Origin of the sequence: Phenylobacterium sp. (genome assembly GCF_030697925.1) — a bacterium.
Taxonomy (GTDB): Bacteria; Pseudomonadota; Alphaproteobacteria; order Caulobacterales; family Caulobacteraceae; genus Phenylobacterium.
On record NZ_JAUYOJ010000154.1, the window covers coordinates 1 to 18,106 of the forward strand.

General features: G+C 69.2%; 14 protein-coding genes. 5 read left to right on the forward strand and 9 right to left on the reverse strand.

All coding sequences use genetic code 11. From position 1 onward, the window contains the following. Positions 1–137: 137 nt before the first annotated feature. Positions 138–1,157 carry a PEPxxWA-CTERM sorting domain-containing protein gene (locus Q8Q88_RS14600; RefSeq protein ID WP_305675917.1) on the reverse strand — a complete coding sequence of 340 codons (1,020 nt, stop codon included), beginning with the start codon at positions 1,155–1,157 and terminating at the stop codon, positions 138–140. Positions 1,158–1,350: 193 nt separating this feature from the next. Here Q8Q88_RS14600 and Q8Q88_RS14605 point away from each other — a divergent pair, with 193 nt between their 5' ends. Then, on the forward strand, positions 1,351–3,201 hold the full coding sequence (locus Q8Q88_RS14605) for an alpha/beta hydrolase (protein WP_305675918.1): 1,851 nt from the start codon (positions 1,351–1,353) through the stop codon (positions 3,199–3,201). Between the two features lie 116 nt (positions 3,202–3,317). On the opposite strand, the gene Q8Q88_RS14610 is transcribed toward Q8Q88_RS14605, so the two are convergent. The 4 genes from Q8Q88_RS14610 to Q8Q88_RS14625 all read right to left on the reverse strand — a co-directional run bounded on the left by Q8Q88_RS14610 (position 3,318) and on the right by Q8Q88_RS14625 (position 6,158). Continuing rightward, complete coding sequence (locus tag Q8Q88_RS14610) at positions 3,318–4,058, reverse strand: carbon-nitrogen hydrolase family protein (protein ID WP_305675919.1); 741 nt, start codon at positions 4,056–4,058, stop codon at positions 3,318–3,320. 68 nt (positions 4,059–4,126) lie between these two features. Next, positions 4,127–4,597, reverse strand: coding sequence for a thioredoxin TrxC (gene trxC, locus Q8Q88_RS14615; RefSeq protein ID WP_305675920.1), 471 nt, complete (start codon positions 4,595–4,597; stop codon positions 4,127–4,129). Positions 4,598–4,664: 67 nt separating this feature from the next. Then, complete coding sequence (locus Q8Q88_RS14620; RefSeq protein ID WP_305675921.1) at positions 4,665–5,291, reverse strand: NUDIX domain-containing protein; 627 nt, start codon at positions 5,289–5,291, stop codon at positions 4,665–4,667. A gap of 33 nt (positions 5,292–5,324) precedes the next feature. Further along, positions 5,325–6,158, reverse strand: a complete 834-nt coding sequence (locus tag Q8Q88_RS14625) for an alpha/beta fold hydrolase (RefSeq protein WP_305675922.1) — start codon at positions 6,156–6,158, stop codon at positions 5,325–5,327. Between the two features lie 169 nt (positions 6,159–6,327). On the opposite strand from Q8Q88_RS14625, the gene Q8Q88_RS14630 reads away from it, so the two are divergent. The 3 genes from Q8Q88_RS14630 (at position 6,328) to Q8Q88_RS14640 (ending at position 10,685) form a co-directional block, all read left to right on the forward strand. Then, a complete protein-coding gene (locus tag Q8Q88_RS14630) occupies positions 6,328–8,145 on the forward strand; it encodes an NAD(P)/FAD-dependent oxidoreductase (RefSeq protein ID WP_305675923.1) in 1,818 nt (605 codons plus the stop codon). 380 nt (positions 8,146–8,525) lie between these two features. After that, positions 8,526–9,938, forward strand: coding sequence for a carotenoid oxygenase family protein (locus Q8Q88_RS14635; RefSeq protein WP_305675924.1), 1,413 nt, complete (start codon positions 8,526–8,528; stop codon positions 9,936–9,938). Between the two features lie 12 nt (positions 9,939–9,950). Continuing rightward, positions 9,951–10,685, forward strand: a complete 735-nt coding sequence (locus Q8Q88_RS14640) for a trans-aconitate 2-methyltransferase (protein WP_305675925.1) — start codon at positions 9,951–9,953, stop codon at positions 10,683–10,685. Between the two features lie 19 nt (positions 10,686–10,704). Here the strand turns inward: Q8Q88_RS14640 and Q8Q88_RS14645 are convergent, their stop codons facing one another. The 4 genes from Q8Q88_RS14645 to Q8Q88_RS14660 all read right to left on the reverse strand — a co-directional run bounded on the left by Q8Q88_RS14645 (position 10,705) and on the right by Q8Q88_RS14660 (position 16,614). Further along, the gene (locus Q8Q88_RS14645; RefSeq protein ID WP_305675926.1) at positions 10,705–11,142 is read right to left on the reverse strand and encodes a hypothetical protein; all 438 of its coding nucleotides are present in this window, start codon (positions 11,140–11,142) and stop codon (positions 10,705–10,707) included. A 30-nt stretch (positions 11,143–11,172) separates the two neighbouring features. Next, positions 11,173–12,960 (reverse strand): SLC13 family permease, encoded by a 1,788-nt coding sequence (locus Q8Q88_RS14650; protein WP_305675927.1) that lies wholly within the window; start codon positions 12,958–12,960, stop codon positions 11,173–11,175. Between the two features lie 139 nt (positions 12,961–13,099). Next, positions 13,100–14,293, reverse strand: coding sequence for an OmpA family protein (locus Q8Q88_RS14655; protein WP_305675928.1), 1,194 nt, complete (start codon positions 14,291–14,293; stop codon positions 13,100–13,102). A 530-nt stretch (positions 14,294–14,823) separates the two neighbouring features. Continuing rightward, entirely contained in the window at positions 14,824–16,614 is a 1,791-nt protein-coding gene (locus Q8Q88_RS14660) for a cation:proton antiporter (RefSeq protein WP_305675929.1), read from the reverse strand. A gap of 182 nt (positions 16,615–16,796) precedes the next feature. Between Q8Q88_RS14660 and Q8Q88_RS14665 the strand changes: the two genes are divergently transcribed. Next, positions 16,797–18,106: AMP-binding protein (locus tag Q8Q88_RS14665; RefSeq protein WP_305675930.1), on the forward strand; the 1,310-nt coding region annotated here is incomplete at its 3' end.

The following is an 18,106-nucleotide window of genomic DNA, read 5'->3' on the forward strand; positions in this document are numbered from 1 at the left end:
AGCGATACGTCGATCCCGGCATAGTGCTCCATGGTCGTCCCCAGTGATGCTTGGAGCAGGCCAATCCCTGACTCCGCAAACACCATCAGCCTGAGGGACGACCACCCACCCCGCGAGGGGCCGGCCCGTTACCCCATCTAGATGGTCGCGAAGCGCCGTCGCCGAAGCATGGCGCCGGCGCCGCCGAAGCCCAGGATCATCATCGCCCAGGTGGAGGGCTCCGGGACCGCGCTGGTCGGGATGTTGAGGCTGGCGCCGTCCGTCCGCATGAGACTCGGGACTAGGTTGGCTTGCACGAAGGGCTGCGCCTCGGGCGTGATGGTGACGTTGAAGGTATGGCTGGCGTCCGTCACCCCGAAGGAGGCCCGGACAACCGACAGTCGCGACCAGACATAGAAGCTGTCGCCGGGGTTGAGGGTATAGGCGTCCGACCCGGTGCAGGAGCTGGTCGTGACCGGCAGATACTGCGTGCCGCTGGCTCCGCTCACGGCTGGCGCGGCGCTGCTCAGCGCCAAGGCGCCGGGGGTCCCGCAACTGCCGGTGAACTGGCCGAAGCCGCTCACGGTGCTCGTCCCGAACCATTGGGCGGCGATCGTGGAGTCCAGGATCGCGCTCGTGGTGATCGCCAGGCCCGCATAGACCGTGCCCGGGTTGCTCGGGGAGCCCAGCATCTCGTAGTCGACGAGCCCGGTGAAGGCGCTCAGCGGGATGAGCAGGGCGTTGGCGCTGGTGTTGGTATAGCCTTGGATGGCCTGCACCGTGGCGATGTTGACCGCGATGGTCGGGTTCGGAGTGGTTCCAAACCCGCTTCCGCCGCCGGACGCATAGGCCTTGAGCACGGGCAGGGCCAGCAGGCCGGTCCCCGCCTCAGCGGACGCAAAAGCCATGCCGTAGTTGTTGGGCGTCAGACTAGGACTGTAGTCATTCACGTGGACGGAGGCGCCATTGGAGTCGGTGTTGACGTCGACAGACGTCTCCTGGCCAAGCACCGTCAGGCCGCCGCTTTGCCCACAGGTGACGCCCACGACACAGGTCGACACCCGCGCCGACGCGTAGCTCCATGTCAGATCATCGTCGGCCCTCGCCGCGCCCGCCGCGGCCACGGCCGCGCCCAGAGCCGCACCCGCCAGCAGCCCGGAATACCTGCTCCTGAACACCATCACACTCGCCCCCAACGAACCAAACGTCCGCATCGCCACCGGGCTTTCCGCCGCCGACCCTTAGGAGATTGGCAAGGAGGAGCAAGCCTCTACTATATCCGATTGTAGGGTGATGTTCGGCCAGTTTCCCGCCTGAGGACGCGTCCGGCCCACTGGGGGTTGCGCAACGAGCGCGGGCCGGAGGCATTTGGTGTCGGTCGATAGCTTTCCGCCCGAGACGCTGGCGCTCGGCCGCGCACTGAGCAGCTGGTTCGAGGAGTTGGAGCATTCTCTGGGCGAGGACGGCCCGCAGCAGCCGTGGGCGCGCGAAGCTGTGGCGCCGGTGTTCGGCCAGCTCGACCTGGAGCGTCTTTCGGTCGTCGACGCGCGCAGCCTCGCGGCGGCCGTCTACGACGCCAAGGGGCGCCAGATCGCCGCCACTCGCGCCTTCACGGAAGGGGGTTGCGATCTTCTTGTCGACCGAGACCGGCTGCCCGACTTCGCCGCCGGCGCCGAACCTGCCTGGCTCCCGGTCGCCGCCAACGCAGACTCCGCCGCCACGGCGGTCGTCGCCTATGCGCCTGGCGCGCGCGCCGCCACCTGGCGGCTCACACCCGAGCTGCACCGGGCGGCCCAGGAGCAAGTGGGCTCGGTCGTCGTGCTGACCACCGCCCTGGACGAGCGCGCGCCGCCCCTCCGCGACGCCTGCATAGCCTACGGGCTCACCGGTCTGCAGACCCGCGTAGCGCTCGAGACGATCCGCACAGGAGGCATCAAGGCGGCGGCCGACAGTCTCGGCCTCTCCTACCAGACGGCGCGCGAGGCGCTCGCCGACGCCATGAGGCGTGTGGGCGTACAACGCCTGCCCGGCCTCGTCACCCGCCTCACGACGCTGGCCTTCGGCGTCTTCCCGGGCCACGCCTCGACGGCCGACGTGTTGGCCGACGTGTGGGGCCTCAGCGAACGTCAGATCGTCATCACCGGCATGCTCGCCGAGGGGGCCTCCCGCACCCAGGTCGCCCAGCTCCTGGGCGTCAGCCTCTCCCTCGTGAAGAAGGAGCTCGACGCGGCCTATTGCCTGCTACAGGTGGGTTCCAGCGCAGCGCTCGCCCGAAAGCTCGTCGAAGCCCGCGCGCTCTCCTGGATCACCGCCGCCACGGCCGGCGGCGTGGGCTTCGTGGAGGACCAGTCCGAGCCGTTGCGCTTCGCTCTCCGGGAGGACGGCGGGAGAATTGCGTTCAGCGACTATGGCCCTGCGTCCGGCAAGCCTGTGCTGATCCTTCATTCCAGCATGACCACGCGGATCGTCTCGCGAAAGCTGCTGCGCGCTTTGCACAGCGCCGGATATCGGCCCATCGCCGTCGATCGTCCGGGTTTCGGCCTCACCGAGCCCCTCAATGGGGCCGATGCGCGTTCCGACCCGTTCACGGCCGCCACCGCCGACGTGGCGCGCGTGCTAGCGCACCTCAAGATCCGGCGCGTGGATATCGTCTCCCGGGGAGCCGCCCAATTCCTCGTGGCCCTGGTGACGGCCGCGCCCGACGCCATCGGTCAGGTGGTGCTGGTCAATCCGGGACCGCCCTATCGCTACAGCGGGCGCTCAATCGGCCCGCTCGGCGCGATCAAGGACGCCTTCGTCCGAAACCCCGCCACCATCCGCGTCCTCGCCTCATTCCTTGCGGGCCAACTCACCTTCCGGCGCCTCTCGCGTATGATGGTCCAGTGGACACGCGGCAGCCCGCCTGACCAAAAGGCGGTCCAGGATCCGGAGATCGTCGCGGATTTCTTCCGCTCCGTGCGGATGTTTACGACGGGGCGATACGAGGGCTTCCTGTGCGAACAGGCGGCCATCTCACGCCGCGGCAGACCCAGCCCGTTCGCGGGCGCCGCCGGCTGGCGCATCCTGGTGGGCGCCAGCGACGTCCTCTACGAGCCCGAGGTCGTGCTCACCTATTGGCGGGAGCTCCTGCCGGGCGCCCGATTCCAGCTGGTCCCCGACGCTGGACGCTTCCTCGCCATGACCCATCCGCAGCTTGTGGCAGCCGCGCTGGATTACGAATGAGGCTCCGAGAGGAGGCCTTCCGAACTGAGCCCGCAGCGAACGTCATTCGCGACACTCCAAACAACCGCCGCCTGCTCTCAGAGACCGTGAAAACCGCGGCCCCCGCACCTTCACCGTTACAGCGCGCACGGAATATCGAACACCAGCAGTCCGGGGCGTTCCAAGGGCAGTTGCGCCACCACCTCCCCCGCCGGGTTGACCACCGCCGTCGGGCCCCAGGAGATCCGCCCGTCGCGCTCGCCGGTGACGTCGGACGAGACCAGCCAGAGGCCGGTCTCCCGGCAGCGGTCGCCGCGGGCGGCGTTGTGCACGTGCTTGAAGGCTTCCGAGGTCTCGCGGCGGTGCATGTTGTTGGCGGGACAGACGATCAGGGTGGCGCCGCCGTCGGCGACCTTACGCCCCGCCTGGGGGAAGTTGGTGTCGTAGCAGATGTTGATCCCGAACCTCAGGCCGGCGACCTCGAAGACGGGGCTCTCGGTTCCAGGGTCGAAGATCGCCTCGCCGCCGAGCAGGTGGGCCTTGCGGTAGCGGCCGACGAGGGCGCCGCGATCCACCACCGCCGCGGTGTTGAACAGCCGACCGCCTTCGACCTCGATCAGCCCGACGACTAGCATCGGCCCGGTCTTCGGGAACCGGTCCAGCACGGCGGCGAAGGCAGGCGAGGCGATGTCGAGGGCGTGTCGGCGCGCGGGGGCTTCCTCGGTCAGGTAGCCCTGCAGGAAGCCTTCAGGAAAGCACAGCAGGGCGGCCCCCTGCGCCTCCGCGCGGGCGGCGACCTCGGCCAGGCAGGTCAGGGCCGCGTCGATGTCTTCGCGGTGCTCGGCGGTCTGGGCCGCGGCGATCCTGACTGTCTGCATGGCCGCGCCAAATCCCCCCCCGCGAGCCCGACATGGTCAGGCCGGGCGGGCGGCGCCGCAACGGCTCCCTACGCTCCGGCCAGCGCCTGTTCGACCCATTGGACGATGGCGGTGGTCGGCATGGCGCCGGACAGGCGCGCGATCTCGCGGCCCTTGGCGATCATGATCATGCAGGGGATGCCGCGGATGCCGTAGCGGCCGGCGATGGCGGGCTCGGCTTCGGTGTCCAGCTTGGCCATGCGGACACGGGGCTCCAGCCGCGCCGCGGCGGCCTCGAAGTTGGGGCCCATCATCCGGCAGGGACCGCACCAGGCCGCCCAGAAGTCGATCACCACCGGCAGGTCGCTCTTCAGCGTGTGCCGGTCGAAATTCGCCGCGGTCAGGACGACCGGCCTGCCCTGAAAAAGCGGCTCGTGGCAGCGACCACACCGGGGGTCCTGAGCGAGCTTGCCGCGCGGGATTCGGTTGAGCGAGCCATCGGTCGGGCAGGCGACCACCACCATGTCCGTGACGCTGGCGTGGGCGGTGGTGTCGGACATGGCGGCCTCCTGCTCCCCTGACGATAAGCCCATCCAGGGTGATCCGTTCCTTGATCGCCGACAACGCTCAGCGCCAGGCGAACACCGGCTGCTCGAGGTCGGCGACGCGGGTGACGCGGCCGGCGACCAGCTCGCGGAACTGGTAGACCAGGGCCGCCGTGGGCGCGTGGATATGATGTTCGCCCACCCGCAGGCGGATCAGCGGGCGAGGGCTTTCCGGGATGGTCTCGAAGGTGACGGCGTCCTCGGCATGGATCTCGTCGAGCCGGAACCGATGGACCGAGGCGACCTCCTGCGGGTTGGGACGCAGGGCGGCGGCGGCGTCCAGCCAGGCGACGACCGGGGTGACCGCGTAGCCCGATCGGGTCGGATAGTCGTCGAGCACGCCCAGTATGTCGGCCGGCGGCAGGGTCAGGCCCAGCTCCTCCTCGAGTTCGCGCAGGGCGGCCTCTTCCAGGGTTTCTCCGGGATCGCAACGGCCGCCCGGCAGCGCCCACTGGCCCGCATGGGCGCGCATCGCCGCCGCCCGCCGGGTCAGCAGGAAGGCCGCCTCGCCCGAGCCGTCGTCGGCCTCGACCAGGGTGATGGCCACGGCGGCGTGCTTCAGCGCCGGGCCCTCATAGGCGATCCGGGGGAAGGCCCGGCAGCTGGCGGAGAGGGCCTCGCGGAAGGCGGCGGCGAATGGGTAGCTCATCGCTACTGAGCTACCCCGCTCAGAGGCGGGCCGCTAGGCCTTGAAGAAGGCCAGCAGATCCCGGTTGATGATGTCGGCGTGGGTCGTGGCCATGCCGTGCGGCAGGCCTTCATAGACCTTCAGCTCGCCCTTCTTGAGCAGCTTGATCCCCAGCAGGGCCGAGTCGGCGATCGGCACGATCTGATCGTCGTCGCCGTGCATGAGCAGGACCGGCACGTCGATCTTCTTCAGGTCCTCGGTGAAGTCGGTCTCCGAGAAGGCCTTGATGCAGTCGTAGTGGGCCTTGGCGCCGCCCATCATCCCCTGGCGCCACCAGTTGTCGATGAGGCCCTGGGAGACTTGCGCGCCAGGCCGGTTGAAGCCGAAGAACGGGCCGGCCGGGACGTCGCGGAAGAACTGGGCGCGATTGGCGGCGAGCGCGGCGCGGAAGCCGTCGAAGACCTCGATCGGCAGGCCGCCCGGATTGGCCGCGGTCTTGAGCATGATCGGCGGCACCGCGCCGATCAGCACGGCCTTGGCGACACGGCCGCCGCCGCCGTACTGGGCCACATAGCGAGCCACCTCGCCGCCGCCGGTCGAGTGGCCGACATGGATGGCGTCCTTCAGGTTCAGGTGGGCGACGAGCGCGGCGACATCGGCGGCGTAGGTGTCCATCTCGTTGCCGGTGTCGGTCTGGCTCGACCGGCCGTGGCCGCGACGGTCGTGGGCGATGACCCGATAGCCCTGCGACAGGAAGAACAGCATCTGGGCGTCCCAGTCGTCGCTGCTCAACGGCCAGCCGTGGTGAAAGACGACCGGCTGACCCGTTCCCCAGTCCTTGTAGAAGATCTGGGCGCCGTCCTTGGTGGTGATCGTGCTGCTGCTCATGGTCTTGGCTCCTGGAGTGGGTTGGCCGGCGCGGCCTGGGCGGATTGGCCGGCCGCCGCTGTGGCGAAGCCCAGGCTCGTCGATTTCGCGAGGCGGGCGACGCGACGTCAATCTTGAATTGGCCCAATCGGGGGTGTCTGCTCGACAGGCAACACCCTGGAGCGCCCCGATGAGCCTCGAGACCCTGGACCCCGCGAGTGACCTGGACTTCGACCCGGACGCCCTGCGCGAACGCTATCGGCAGGAGCGCGACCGGCGCCTGCGGCCCGACGCCAACGCGCAATATGTCGAGGTGGCCCAGGATTTCCGCCACTATGTGGACGACCCCTATGTGGAGCCCGGCTTCACCCGCGCGGCCCTGACCGACAACGTCGACGTGGCGATCATCGGCGGCGGCTTCGGCGGGCTGCTGGCCGCCGCGCGGCTGCGCGAGGCCGGGGTGAAGGACATCCGCATCATCGAGAAGGGCGGCGACTTCGGCGGCACCTGGTACTGGAATCGCTATCCCGGCGCCCAGTGCGACATCGAGAGCTATATCTACCTGCCGCTGCTGGAGGAGACCGGCTACCTGCCGAAGGAGAAGTACAGCTTCGCAGGCGAGATCCGCGCCCACGCGCGGCGGATCGGCGAGCACTTCGGCCTCTACGACCTGGCCTGTTTCCAGACCGAGATCGAGGAGCTGCGCTGGCTGGAGGATGAGGCGCGCTGGCTGGTGACCACCAACCGCGGCGACGCCATGAAAGCCCGCTTCGTGGTGACCTCCTCAGGCCCGCTGAACCGGCCGAAACTCCCGGCCATCCCGGGCATCGAGACCTTCAAGGGGCATTCGTTCCACACCAGCCGCTGGGACTACGCCTATACCGGCGGCTCCTCGGAGGGCGGGCTGACCAAGCTGGCCGACAAGCGGGTGGCGATCATCGGCACCGGGGCGACGGCGATCCAGTGCGTGCCGCACCTGGGCGCCCACGCCAGGCAGCTCTACGTCTTCCAGCGCACCCCCTCGTCCGTCGACCTGCGCGGCAACCGGCCCACCGACCCGGCCTGGGCCGCGTCGCTGACGCCGGGCTGGCAGAAGCGGCGGATGGAGAACTTCAACACCCTGGTGGCCGGCGGGCATCAGGACGAGGATCTGGTCTCCGACGGCTGGACCGACATCATCCGCAACCTGGGAGCCGGCGTGGCGGCGCGCGCGGCGGCCGGCGGCCTCGACCCGCAGGAGCTGGGCGCCATGATGGAGCTCAGCGACTTCCGCAAGATGAACCAGGTCCGCGCTCGGGTGGACGCCCTGGTCAAGGACCCGGACACGGCGGAGAAGCTGAAGCCCTGGTACCGGCAGTTCTGCAAGCGGCCGACCTTCAACGACGACTATCTGCCGACCTTCAACCGGCCCAATGTCACCCTGGTGGACACGCTCGGCCGCGGTGTCGACCGGGTCACCGAGACCGGCCTGGTGTTCGACGGGGTGGAGTATCCGGTCGATTGCATCATCTTCGCCACCGGCTTCGAGGTGGGCACCGCCTATACCCGCCGCGCCGGGTTCGAGGTCTATGGGACCGGCGGCCGCAAGCTGAGCGACCACTGGGCCCAGGGGATGAAGACCCTGCACGGCTTCTACAGCCACGGTTTTCCGAACTGCTTCCACCTCGGGATCACCCAGAACACCCTGACGCCGAACTTCCCGCACATGCTGGAGGAACAGGCCAGCCACGTGGCCGAGGTGGTCCGCCAGGCCAACCTGCGCCAGGCCCAGGCCGTGGAGCCGAGCGCGCAGGCCGAGGCGGAGTGGTGCGAGACCATCGTCAAGATGGCGCTCAACAACATCCAGTTCCGCCAGGACTGCACGCCCGGCTACTACAACGGCGAGGGCAAGGCCGGCAAAGGAGAGGGCCTGTTCGACAACCTCTACGGCCCGGGCTCGGACGCCTTCTTCGCCCTGGTCCGCGACTGGCGCGCGTCGGGGAGCCTGACCGGGCTGGAGCTGCGCTAGGTCCAGACACAGTTGGGCTTCAGCGGAAATCCACACGTGGCGTCCTTCTCCCCTTGCGGGAGAAGGTGGCAGGCGAAGCCTGACGGATGAGGGCTCAATCGCCCTATCCGCCTGACTGCCGCGTTGAAGCTGGCGCTGAGACCAACTGGAGGGTTCTGAGAGACCCCTCATCCGACCTTGCTTCGCAAGGCCACCTTCTCCCGCAAGGGGAGAAGGATTCTGAGCCCGGCGAACCATCGCGGCCGGCAAGGCAAGCGATTTATTTCGCGGATTCAGGACCTTAACCAGCCTTCGGCTGAGGCGGCGACAAAAGACAAGACTACCGGCCAATTTTCTTGCGCCTAGTTTCGAGCGGTCCTTCCAGCCCTGGAGCGCCGCCGATGGCCCTACCCTATCCGCACGACCCGCTGCTTGCCGGCGCCTTCGAGCCGATCCGCATGGAGTGCGACTACGCCGACCTGCCGATCGAGGGAGCGCTGCCCGCCGAGTTGGAGGGGGCCCTCTATCGCATCGGGCCCAATCCGCAGTTCGCGCCGCGCGGCCCCTATAGTCCGCTGCAGGGCGACGGCATGATCCACGCCTTCCACATCGCCCGAGGCCGGGTCGCCTATCGCAACCGCTGGGTCCGCACCCGCCAGTGGGAACTTGAGCGCGCGGCCGGCCGTGCGCTGTTCGCCACGGCCGATCCCCGCGACCACGATCCGCAGGTCGCCGGGGTGGCCAGCCAGGGCGCGGCCAACACCCATATCATCGGCCACGCCGGGCGCCTGCTGGCGCTCGAGGAGGGGCATCCGCCCATCGAGATCGACCCCCTGACCCTGGAGACCCTCGGACCGTACGACTTCGCCGGCCGCCTGCCCGCCAATATGACCGCCCATCCGAAGGTCGACCCTGTGACCGGCGAGATGGTCTTCTTCGCCAACTTCCCGACCCGCGATTTCGACGGCGCGCTCGCCCTCCATGTCGCCGACGCGGCCGGAACGCTGACCCGCTCGATCAAGGTCGCCGGACCCTATCCAGCCCTGGTCCACGACTTCGCGATCACCCGCGACCATGTGGTGTTCGTCGTCTGCCCGCTCACCCTGTCCCTGGCCCGCCTGCGCGCCGGAGCGCCGCCGATCGCCTGGGAGCCCGAGCTCGGGGTCCATGTGGGCGTCATGCCGCGGTCGGGGACCTGCGCCGATGTCCGCTGGTTCGCCGCACCGCCCTGTATGGTCTGGCATGTGCTGAACGCGCATGGTGAGGACGGGCGCATCCACGTCGACCTCTGCCAGCAGGACGCCCCGGCCTTCTCGGGGCCGGACGGACGCCCCGCCGCCGAAGCCTCACTCCGCCAGGTCCTGACCCGCTGGACCGTCGATCCGGGAGCTGACGCCCCGGTCTCCGTGCGCCGTTTGAGCGAGGTGGTCTGCGAGTACCCGCGCATCGACGAGCGCCGTGTCGGCCTGCCCTATCGCTATGGGTACGTCGCCGCCCTGGGCGGACCTGGCACGGGCGACCTGCTGCACCGAGCAATCGGCCGCTACGACCACGCCACCAGCGAGATGGCCCTGTGGCGGGCGCCCGAGCACTGCGCCGTGTCCGAGCCAGTCTTCGCCGCCAAGCCCGGGGCGTCCGAGGAAGGCGTCGGCTACCTGCTGGCCACAGTCTTCGACGCGCGGCGCAACGCCAGCCACCTGGCGGTGCTGGACGCGACGAACATCGAGGCCGGGCCCATCGCGCGGGCCCACCTGGATCACCGCGTGCCGGCCGGGTTCCACGGCTCGTTCGTTGTGCGGCAAGACGCGGTCTGACAAGCTTGGCCGATGGCCGACCTGATCTTCGCCGACGCTGAACTCGCCGCCCTCTATGACGGGATGAACCCGGGTCGGGACGACGTCGACTTCTACATGCCGATGGTCATGGCGGCCGGCTCGGTGCTCGATGTCGGCTGCGGCACCGGCGCAATGCTGCACGACGCGCGGAAGGCCGGCCACCGCGGACGGCTTTGCGGGCTGGATCCGGCGCCTGGAATGCTGGCCCAGGCGCGCCGGCGAACCGACATCGAATGGGTCCTCGGCGACCTCTCATCGGCCAGCTGGACCGCCGAGTTCGACCTGGTGGTCATGACCGGCCACGCCTTCCAGGTGTTCATCGAAGACGAGGAGCTGCGGGGCGCCCTGGCCGCCATCCGCACAGCCCTGAGCGAGCACGGCCGCTTCGCCTTCGAAACGCGCAATCCGCTAGTCCGGGCATGGGAGACTTGGGACAGCGAGGAGCGTCCCGCCGCCGACGGGCCGGACGGCGCCAAGGTCAGGATGTCGCGGCAGGTGACCGCGACGTTCGACGGCCGGGTGGTGTCCTTCACCCATACCTTCCGGAGCGAGGCCTGGGAGGCGCCACGGGTCAGCCACAGCACCTTGCGGTTCCTGGGCAAGGCGGAGCTCGAAGCCGCGCTCGCCGAAGCCGGCCTAGCGGTCGAGGCCCAGTTCGGTGACTGGGATCGCAGCCCCCTCGCCGACACCAGTCCTGAAATCATCACCATCGCCCGCCCGGCCTGATGGTCGCGCGCTGACCGGCTCAGGGGTCGGTCTTCGTCCGCACGCGCGCCTCGACAGCATTCAACCCCGTCGTCACGTCAGGGGCCTTTTCCAGCATGGCGTGGAGGGCCTGCAGCTCGCGGGTGTCAATGCGGCGCTTGGCGCTGGGTCTCGTCCATTCGAAGCCGATGCGGCGGCCCAGGGCGCAGGCGCGGGCGGCGATCGCCGAGCGCTGCGCCGCCGGAGCGCGGTCCGTCAGGGTGCGGACGACGTCGTTCCAGTAGGGCCGGCCAGGCCGGCAGCGCCGGGGGAGATGCTGGCACTCCCCGGTCCAGAAGCGGCGATACCAGAGCGGCTGGAGATCATCCACGAACGCCGGCGGGGCGTCGGCTGGGCAAGGCGGGGCCACATAGGCCTGACCCCAGGCGGGCGGCGCCATGAGGCAGAGGAAGAGCACGCAGGGTAGGCTTCGCGTCATCGGCCGTTCCTCTTGATCCGGCCATCTCTTTCACGCCGCGCCCGTCAGCGGCCAGAACCAGGCGATCAGCGGCCCGCCGAGCACCAGGATCAGCAGGGTAAGCGGCGCGCCCAGGCGCGAATAGTCGCTGAACCTGTAGCCGCCCGGGCCCATGACCAGGGTGTTGCACTGGTGGCCGATGGGGGTGAGGAAGTCACAGGCCGCTCCCAGCGCCACGGCCATCAGGAACGGGTCGGGATTGAGCGACAGCTTCTGCGCCAGGCTGGCCCCCACCGGGGCCACGATCAGCACGGTGGCGGCGTTGTTGAGGAAGGGCGTGGCGGCCATGGCCACGGCCATGATCGAGATCAGGGCGATCATCGGCTGCTGTCCCCGGAAGACGGCGGAGAGCCCGTCGGCGATGAGGTCTGCGCCACCGGTGGTCTCGATGGCGGCCGAGACCGGGATCATGGCGGCGATCAGCACGATCAGCGGCCCGTCGATGGCGGCGTAGGCCTCGCGCATGCGGAGCGAGCCCACCACCACCACCAGAACGGCGGCGGCGAAGAAGGCGATGGCCACCGGCGCCACCTGGAAGGCCACCAGGATCATGGCCGCGGCCAGGATGGCGGCCGGGGCGACGCGGTGGCGGATGCCGCCCAGTCGCATCTCCCGCTCGGCCAGGGGCAGCAGGCCCAGGGCCGAGAGCGCGCCGGGCAAGGTGCGCTCGCCGCCCTGCAGCACGACCACGTCGCCGGCCCGCAACCGCACCTGGTTGAGGTGCTGCTTGAGGCTGTAGCCGGCGCGGCTGACCGCCAGCAGGTTGACCCCGTGCTGGCCGTAGAGGTCGAGCTGCTGGGCCGACTTGCCGATCAGGCCGGACTCCCCGCCGACCACCACCTCTAGGATGCGGACCTCCTCGGTGGGCCGCTCCATGACAACCGGGCGGTCGGCGCGGGTGAGCCGCAGCCTGGCGCGCTTGATGAGATCGTCGAGAGCTTGAGGCTCGCCCTGCAGCAGCAGGGTGTCGCCCGGAAGGATCTTGGTGTTCGCGTGCGGACGGCTGATCCGCCGGCCGCCGCGGCGCAGGGCCATGACCTGCGCCTCGTTGTGGGCCAGGTCTCGCAGGTCGGCGACGCGAGACTTGGCCATGTTCCAGTCGTCGGGGACCTGGACCTCGGTGAAATAGGCGTTGGCCGCCAAGGCGGCCTCGATGTTCACCGCCGGCTCCCGACCCTTGGGCAGCAGGCGGTAGGCGAGGCTGAGGAAGACAAGGCCGATGAGCGCCAGACCCACGCCCACCGGCGTGTAGTCGTACATGCCGAACGGCTTGCCGAGCAGCTCCTGGCGCAGCTGGGAGACGATGATGTTGGGCGCGGTGCCCACCAGGGTCACCACCCCGCCCAGCATGGCGCCGAAGGCCATGGGCATCAGCAGGCGGCTCGGCGACGAGCCGGTGCGCCGCGCGATCTGCAGGGCCACCGGCATCAGGATCGCCAGGGCGCCAACATTCTTGGTGGCTGTGGAGAGCAGCATGACCGCGGCGGTGAGGACCGGGACCTGGCTGCGCTCGGTCCGCAGGTGCGGAGTCAGCGGCCGTAGCAGGGCCTCGATCAGACCCGACCGGGCGAAGGCGGCGCTGACGACCAGGGCCGCGCCGACGATGATGGTGATGTCGTTGGAGAGGCCGTCGAAAGCGTTCTCCGACGGCACGACCCCGATGACCACGCCAGCGAGCAGGGCGCAGACGGCGATCACGTCGTAGCGGAACCGGCCCCAGATGAAGGCCGCGATCGTCAGTCCGATCAGGCCAAAGGCCAGGCCTTGCTGCAGCGTCATCCACGTCCCCGAGCTTTGGAGCTTCGGAAACGCGAGACGGCCCGGAAGGCTGCGTCACGAGGAGGGCTGCCGTCAGAAAGCAGAAGAGCCCGGCCTTGCGGCCGGGCTCCCTGTCGTTTCGTCGTCTTGGATCGAGATCTTAGAAGTTGATGTCGATCGTCGAGCGGCGGTTCAGCGGTTCCTTGACGCCGTCGCCGGTCGGAACGGCGAGTTGCGATTCGCCCTTCCAATCGACTTGCAGCTTGTCTTGGCCGAGGCCCAGACCAACCAGCGCATCGGCGACGGCCTTGGCGCGGCGTTCCGACAAGCGGGCGTTGTAGGCGTCCGAGCCCGAGGAGTCGGTGTGGCCGACCACGATGACGCGGGTAGCGTTACCGGCCGAGGCGTAGCTCGCGGCTTCCTGGACCACCGTCTGGGCTTCCGGCGTCAGGACGTACTGATCGAACGGGAAGTAGACGATGAACTGCTTGGCCTCATACGCCGGCGGAGGCGGCGGGGGAGGCGGCGGGGGAGGCGGCGGGGGCGGCGGGGGCGGCGGGGGCGGAGGCGGCGGGGGCGGCGGCGACGCGAAGGAATAGCGCAGGCCGACCGTCACCGACTGGTCCTTATACTCGCCCGAGAACACGCCCGGCTGCAGCGCGTGGCTGCCAACCGAAGCGAAGTCCAGGTCCGACCCGGCCAGATAGCGGTAGGTCAGGTCGACGTTCAGGCGATCGGTCGCCTTCCAGGCCAGACCGGCGATCAGCTGATAGGCCAGCGCCGTGTCGTCGTCGTCGATGGTCAGGTTCTGATGGGCCGGGTTGGCCGCCGAGAAGGCGCCCGTGACGCTGGAGAACTGGCCGACGGTGTCGATCGAGACGTGGTTGATACCGACGCCGAGGCCGATGAAGGGATTGATCATCGAGCCCGGGGCGAAGTCATAGATGACATTGCCCATGACGGTCCAAGACTCGATCTCGCCGGAGGGCGAGCCGCAGGCGGGAGCCGCGGTCGTGCGGATCACGCCGGCCGTGCAGAGGCCGAGGATGGCGTTGGAGCTGCCGCCGCGAATCGATTCGATGTCGCCGGGGCGGTAGCCGCCTTCGAGTTCGACGCGCCAATGCTCGTTCAGCTGGTAGCCGAGACGCGCGAAGCCGGTCCAATCCTCTTCTTGATTGAAGTCCCAGCTATAGGGCGTGCCAGCCGCGGAATTGTTCGAAGACGTGCCTTCGATGCCTTCGGGCCAGTGATAGCCGAGGTCGACAGCGCCGTACCAGCCGGCGTCTTGCGCGGACGCGCCGGACGCGGCGAAGACCGCTGCCAGGGCGGCTCCCGCCAGAAGTTTGAATCTCATATTCAGAGCCCTCTCATTGCCCTTGCTGCGGCCTTACGCCTCAGCACTGTTATATCAAGGCCGAAGCTTAGCGAAAGTGTCGCGGAGGCAACACCAAACGCCAATTTCCTGAACCCCACGAACTAACGCCAGGACGCTACTGATATTCCCCCAAGCAAGCAACTTCGGGGCGAGGGACAAGTCCCCCGTTCGCGCCGCGAGCGAGGCGCCTGGCGCGCCCCGATCGCTGCGAATCTCGTTGTCTGGACTTCGCTCTGACCTTGATCCGGTGCGCGCCACCGCGCCCCGAGGTGATCGAAGTTCTTGGAAATGCTTGTAAACTTGTCACAGAGTCGCAGTGCGTCGGATAGGCCCGCGCACTCGGTTCATCCGTGTTCGGCGACATTCCAGCCCCATCCTCTGCGCGCAAGCCCATGCGCATCGTCCCCGACAACGTCAGGCCCTGCGCTTGGTTCCAACGCCCGGAACCCGGGCTTTCACTTGGTGTTGGATGGTGACGCTTTTGCCTCACCTCGCGGGGTGGAAATGGGTCAGGATTCGGTCGCGCGCCGATAGCGGCGGCTCCGCCCGCCTAGGGCCTCGGGCCGGTTCAGCGCCTTTCGGAACTCGTCGCGCCGCTCGTGGATCGAAGCGATGATCAGGCCCATGGGCACGCCGATCTCCACCAGCACCGCCTCGGAGAGCTGCAGGCTGGCCTCCACCGTCTCGGGAACCGCGTCGGTGGCGCCCAACTCGTAGAGCCTCTGGGCCTGGCGCGCGTCGCGGGCGCGGGCGACGATGATCAGGTCGGGCCGCGCTTCCCGCGCCGTGGCGACGATGGCCTCGACGCCCTCCGGGGCGTCCATGGTCACCACCAGCGCCGGCGCGGTCTCCAGGCCGCAGCGCTTCAGGAACTCCGCGCGCGAGGCGTCGCCGAAGAAGATGGCGCCGCCCGCGTGGCGGCCGGCCTCCACCAAGCGCGGGTCGCGCTCGGCGGCCACCCACGGGATATCGTGGCGACCCAGCATGTCGCCCACCAGCTTGCCGACCCGGCCATAGCCCACCACCAGCACCCGCGGCGTCTCGGGCTCCTCCCCGAGTTGCGGCGGCTCGGGCGCGATCCCCTGGCCCGCGGTCTTGCGACCGCCCAGCTTCAGGCCCAGCGCCGCCAGCAGCGGTATGCTCATCATCGAGATGGTGGAGGCCACGAGAACGGTCTGGCCGACGGCGCGCGGCACGATCCCCTCGCCCATGGCCGACGTCAGGATGACGTAGGCGAATTCCCCGCTCCCCGCGAGCAGCAGGGCGGCCTCGGCGGCGCTCCGCCAGGGTAGGCGGAAGAGGCGGCCCAAGGCGAACACCACCGAGGCGTTCAGCAGGATCAGGCCCATCGCCATGCCCAGGATCTGGGCGGGCTGGGCCGCCAACAGCGAGAGATCCAGCCCGATGCCCACCGATAGGAAGAACAGCCCCAGCAGCAGGCCCTTGAACGGCTCGATGGTGACCTCGACCTCGTGGCGATACTCGGTCTCGGCCAGCAGGAGCCCGGCGATGAAGGCGCCCAAGGCCATGGAGAGGCCGGTCAGCGCGCTGACCAGGCCCGCCCCAATCACCACCAGCAGGCAGGCGGCCATGAACATCTCTTCGCTCTTGGCCCGGGCCACGGACTTCAGCATCGGACGCAGCAGCAGGCGGCCAAAGACCACCAGCAGCAGGACGCCGAGCGCCGCGGGGGCGAAGGCCAGCAGCAGCCGGGGCGAGAAGGTCTCGCCGTCCGTGCCGCGCCCGAGGATGACCAGGGTGACCAGGATGGGAGCCACGGCCAGGTCCTGGAACAGCAGCACAGAGAAGGTGGCTCGTCCGGCCGTCGAGTGCTGGCGCTTGTGCTCGGTGAGGATCTGCATGACCACCGCGGTGGAGGAGAGAGCCAGGGCGGCGCCGATGGCCGCCGCCGCGGCCGGCGGCTGGCCCAGCAGCATGGCCGCGGCGGCGATAGCCCCCAGGCAGAGGGCGACCTGCAGGGCCCCCAGGCCGAACACCCAATTGCGCATCAGGCGCAGGCGCTCCCAGGAGAGCTCCAGCCCGATCATGAACAGCAGGAAGACCACCCCGAACTCGGCGAGCTGGGCCAGCTCGTCGGGATTGTCGATGGTCACATAGGACAGCCACCCATAGGTCGCCGACAGGGCGCCCAGGCCGAAGGGGCCCAGCACCACGCCGGCCCCCAGGAAGCCCAGGATCGGACTGATCCTCCAGCGTCGGAACAACGGCACGATCACGCCGGCGGTGGCCAGGAACAGGATGACGTCCTTGTACTCGCCCGGCGAAACGTGGCCTTCCATGCGCTCTCCTTCTGGGATGAACGACAGTATGGGGCGCATCGGTGATTTGCGTAACCCTCGCGGCGCCCCTTGGCCCCTGACGGCAACTCGATTTCCGCTTTGAAACAAGGGGCTCGCGGCGTTGACAGCGCCGACGGTCTTATCGCCTATGCCCTCCATATTTTAAGCAATGGAGGAACGCCTTGGTTTGGAATTACGCCAACCTCTGGGAGTCCGTGGCCAGCGCCACCCCGGACCGTCCGGCCCTGATCCACGGGGACCGCAGCCTGACCTGGTCGAGCTTCGACCGCCGCGCCAACGCGCTCGCCGCCCATTTCGTCGCCGCGGGCCTGACCCGGCAATCGAAGGTCGCGGCCTATCTCTATAACGGCCCGGAATATCTCGAGACCTACTACGCCGCCTTCAAGGCCGGCCTGGCGCCGTTCAACACCAATTACCGCTATGGCGGCGAGGAGCTGACCTACCTCTTCGACAACGCAGACGCCGAGGCCGTCGTCTTCCATGCCTCCTTCGCCGAGATGGCCGACAAGGTGCGCGGCCGCCTGCCCAAGGTGAAGACCTGGATCGCCGTGGCCGAGCCCGGCCATCCCGTCCCGGCCTGGGCCGCCGACTATGACGCCATCGTCGCGCCCGGCGCCGATCGGTTCGAAGCGCCCTGGGGCCGCTCAGCCGACGACCTGCTGATCATGTACACCGGCGGCACCACCGGCATGCCCAAGGGCGTGATGTGGCGCCAGGAGGACCTGTTCAAGGCGCTGGGCGGCGGGGCCAACCTGCTGCTTGGCCTGCCGCCCCTGGAGACCGTCGAGGAGGCCGGAGCCCGCGCCGCCGCCAACGCCGCCTCGGACGCGCCGCTGGCCATCACCATCCCGGTGGCCCCGCTGATGCACGCCACCGGCCAGTTCATCTCGTTCGGGACCCTGATCTCCGGCGGCGCGGTGGCCACCCTGGTCCCGCGCCGGTTCGATCCGGCCCAGCTGTTCGACGAGGTCGACCGCCTGGGGGTCTCGGGCCTGATCATCGTCGGCCCGGCCTTCGCCGCCCCGATGCTGGAGACCCTGGACGCCAATCCCGGCCGCTGGACCCTGCCCTCCCTGCGCCGGATCGTCTCGTCGGGCGCCATGTGGGGCGCGGAGAACAAGCAGGGTCTGCTGAAGCACCTGCCGCACATCATGCTGATGGACACCCTGGGCTCCTCGGAGGCGCTCGGCCTGGCGGCCTCGACCTCGGGCGGTGGGGCGGCGGCGGGTACGGCGAAGTTCGCCACCGGCCCCAATGCGGCGGTGTTCACCGAGGACGGCGTTCGCGTGCAGCCAGGTTCGGGCGTGCGCGGCCTGGTGGCGGTCGGCGGCCACACCCCGGTCGGCTACTACAAGGACGAGGAGAAGTCGGCCAAGACCTTCCGCACCTTCGAGGGGACCCGCTGGAGCGTGCCCGGCGACTGGGCGACCGTGGAGGCCGACGGCTCCATCACCCTGCTGGGCCGCGGCTC

Excerpts from the sequence above, each read along its gene's own strand:
- Q8Q88_RS14610 (WP_305675919.1), bottom strand. The coding sequence starts at position 4,058 with ATGCAGACAGTCAGGATCGCCGCGGCCCAGACCGCCGAGCACCGCGAA.
- trxC (WP_305675920.1), bottom strand. The coding sequence starts at position 4,597 with ATGTCCGACACCACCGCCCACGCCAGCGTCACGGACATGGTGGTGGTC.
- Q8Q88_RS14620 (WP_305675921.1), bottom strand. The coding sequence starts at position 5,291 with ATGAGCTACCCATTCGCCGCCGCCTTCCGCGAGGCCCTCTCCGCCAGC.
- Q8Q88_RS14625 (WP_305675922.1), bottom strand. The coding sequence starts at position 6,158 with ATGAGCAGCAGCACGATCACCACCAAGGACGGCGCCCAGATCTTCTAC.
- Q8Q88_RS14630 (WP_305675923.1), top strand. The coding sequence starts at position 6,328 with ATGAGCCTCGAGACCCTGGACCCCGCGAGTGACCTGGACTTCGACCCG.
- Q8Q88_RS14635 (WP_305675924.1), top strand. The coding sequence starts at position 8,526 with ATGGCCCTACCCTATCCGCACGACCCGCTGCTTGCCGGCGCCTTCGAG.
- Q8Q88_RS14640 (WP_305675925.1), top strand. The coding sequence starts at position 9,951 with ATGGCCGACCTGATCTTCGCCGACGCTGAACTCGCCGCCCTCTATGAC.
- Q8Q88_RS14645 (WP_305675926.1), bottom strand. The coding sequence starts at position 11,142 with ATGACGCGAAGCCTACCCTGCGTGCTCTTCCTCTGCCTCATGGCGCCG.
- Q8Q88_RS14650 (WP_305675927.1), bottom strand. The coding sequence starts at position 12,960 with ATGACGCTGCAGCAAGGCCTGGCCTTTGGCCTGATCGGACTGACGATC.
- Q8Q88_RS14655 (WP_305675928.1), bottom strand. The coding sequence starts at position 14,293 with ATGAGATTCAAACTTCTGGCGGGAGCCGCCCTGGCAGCGGTCTTCGCC.
- Q8Q88_RS14660 (WP_305675929.1), bottom strand. The coding sequence starts at position 16,614 with ATGGAAGGCCACGTTTCGCCGGGCGAGTACAAGGACGTCATCCTGTTC.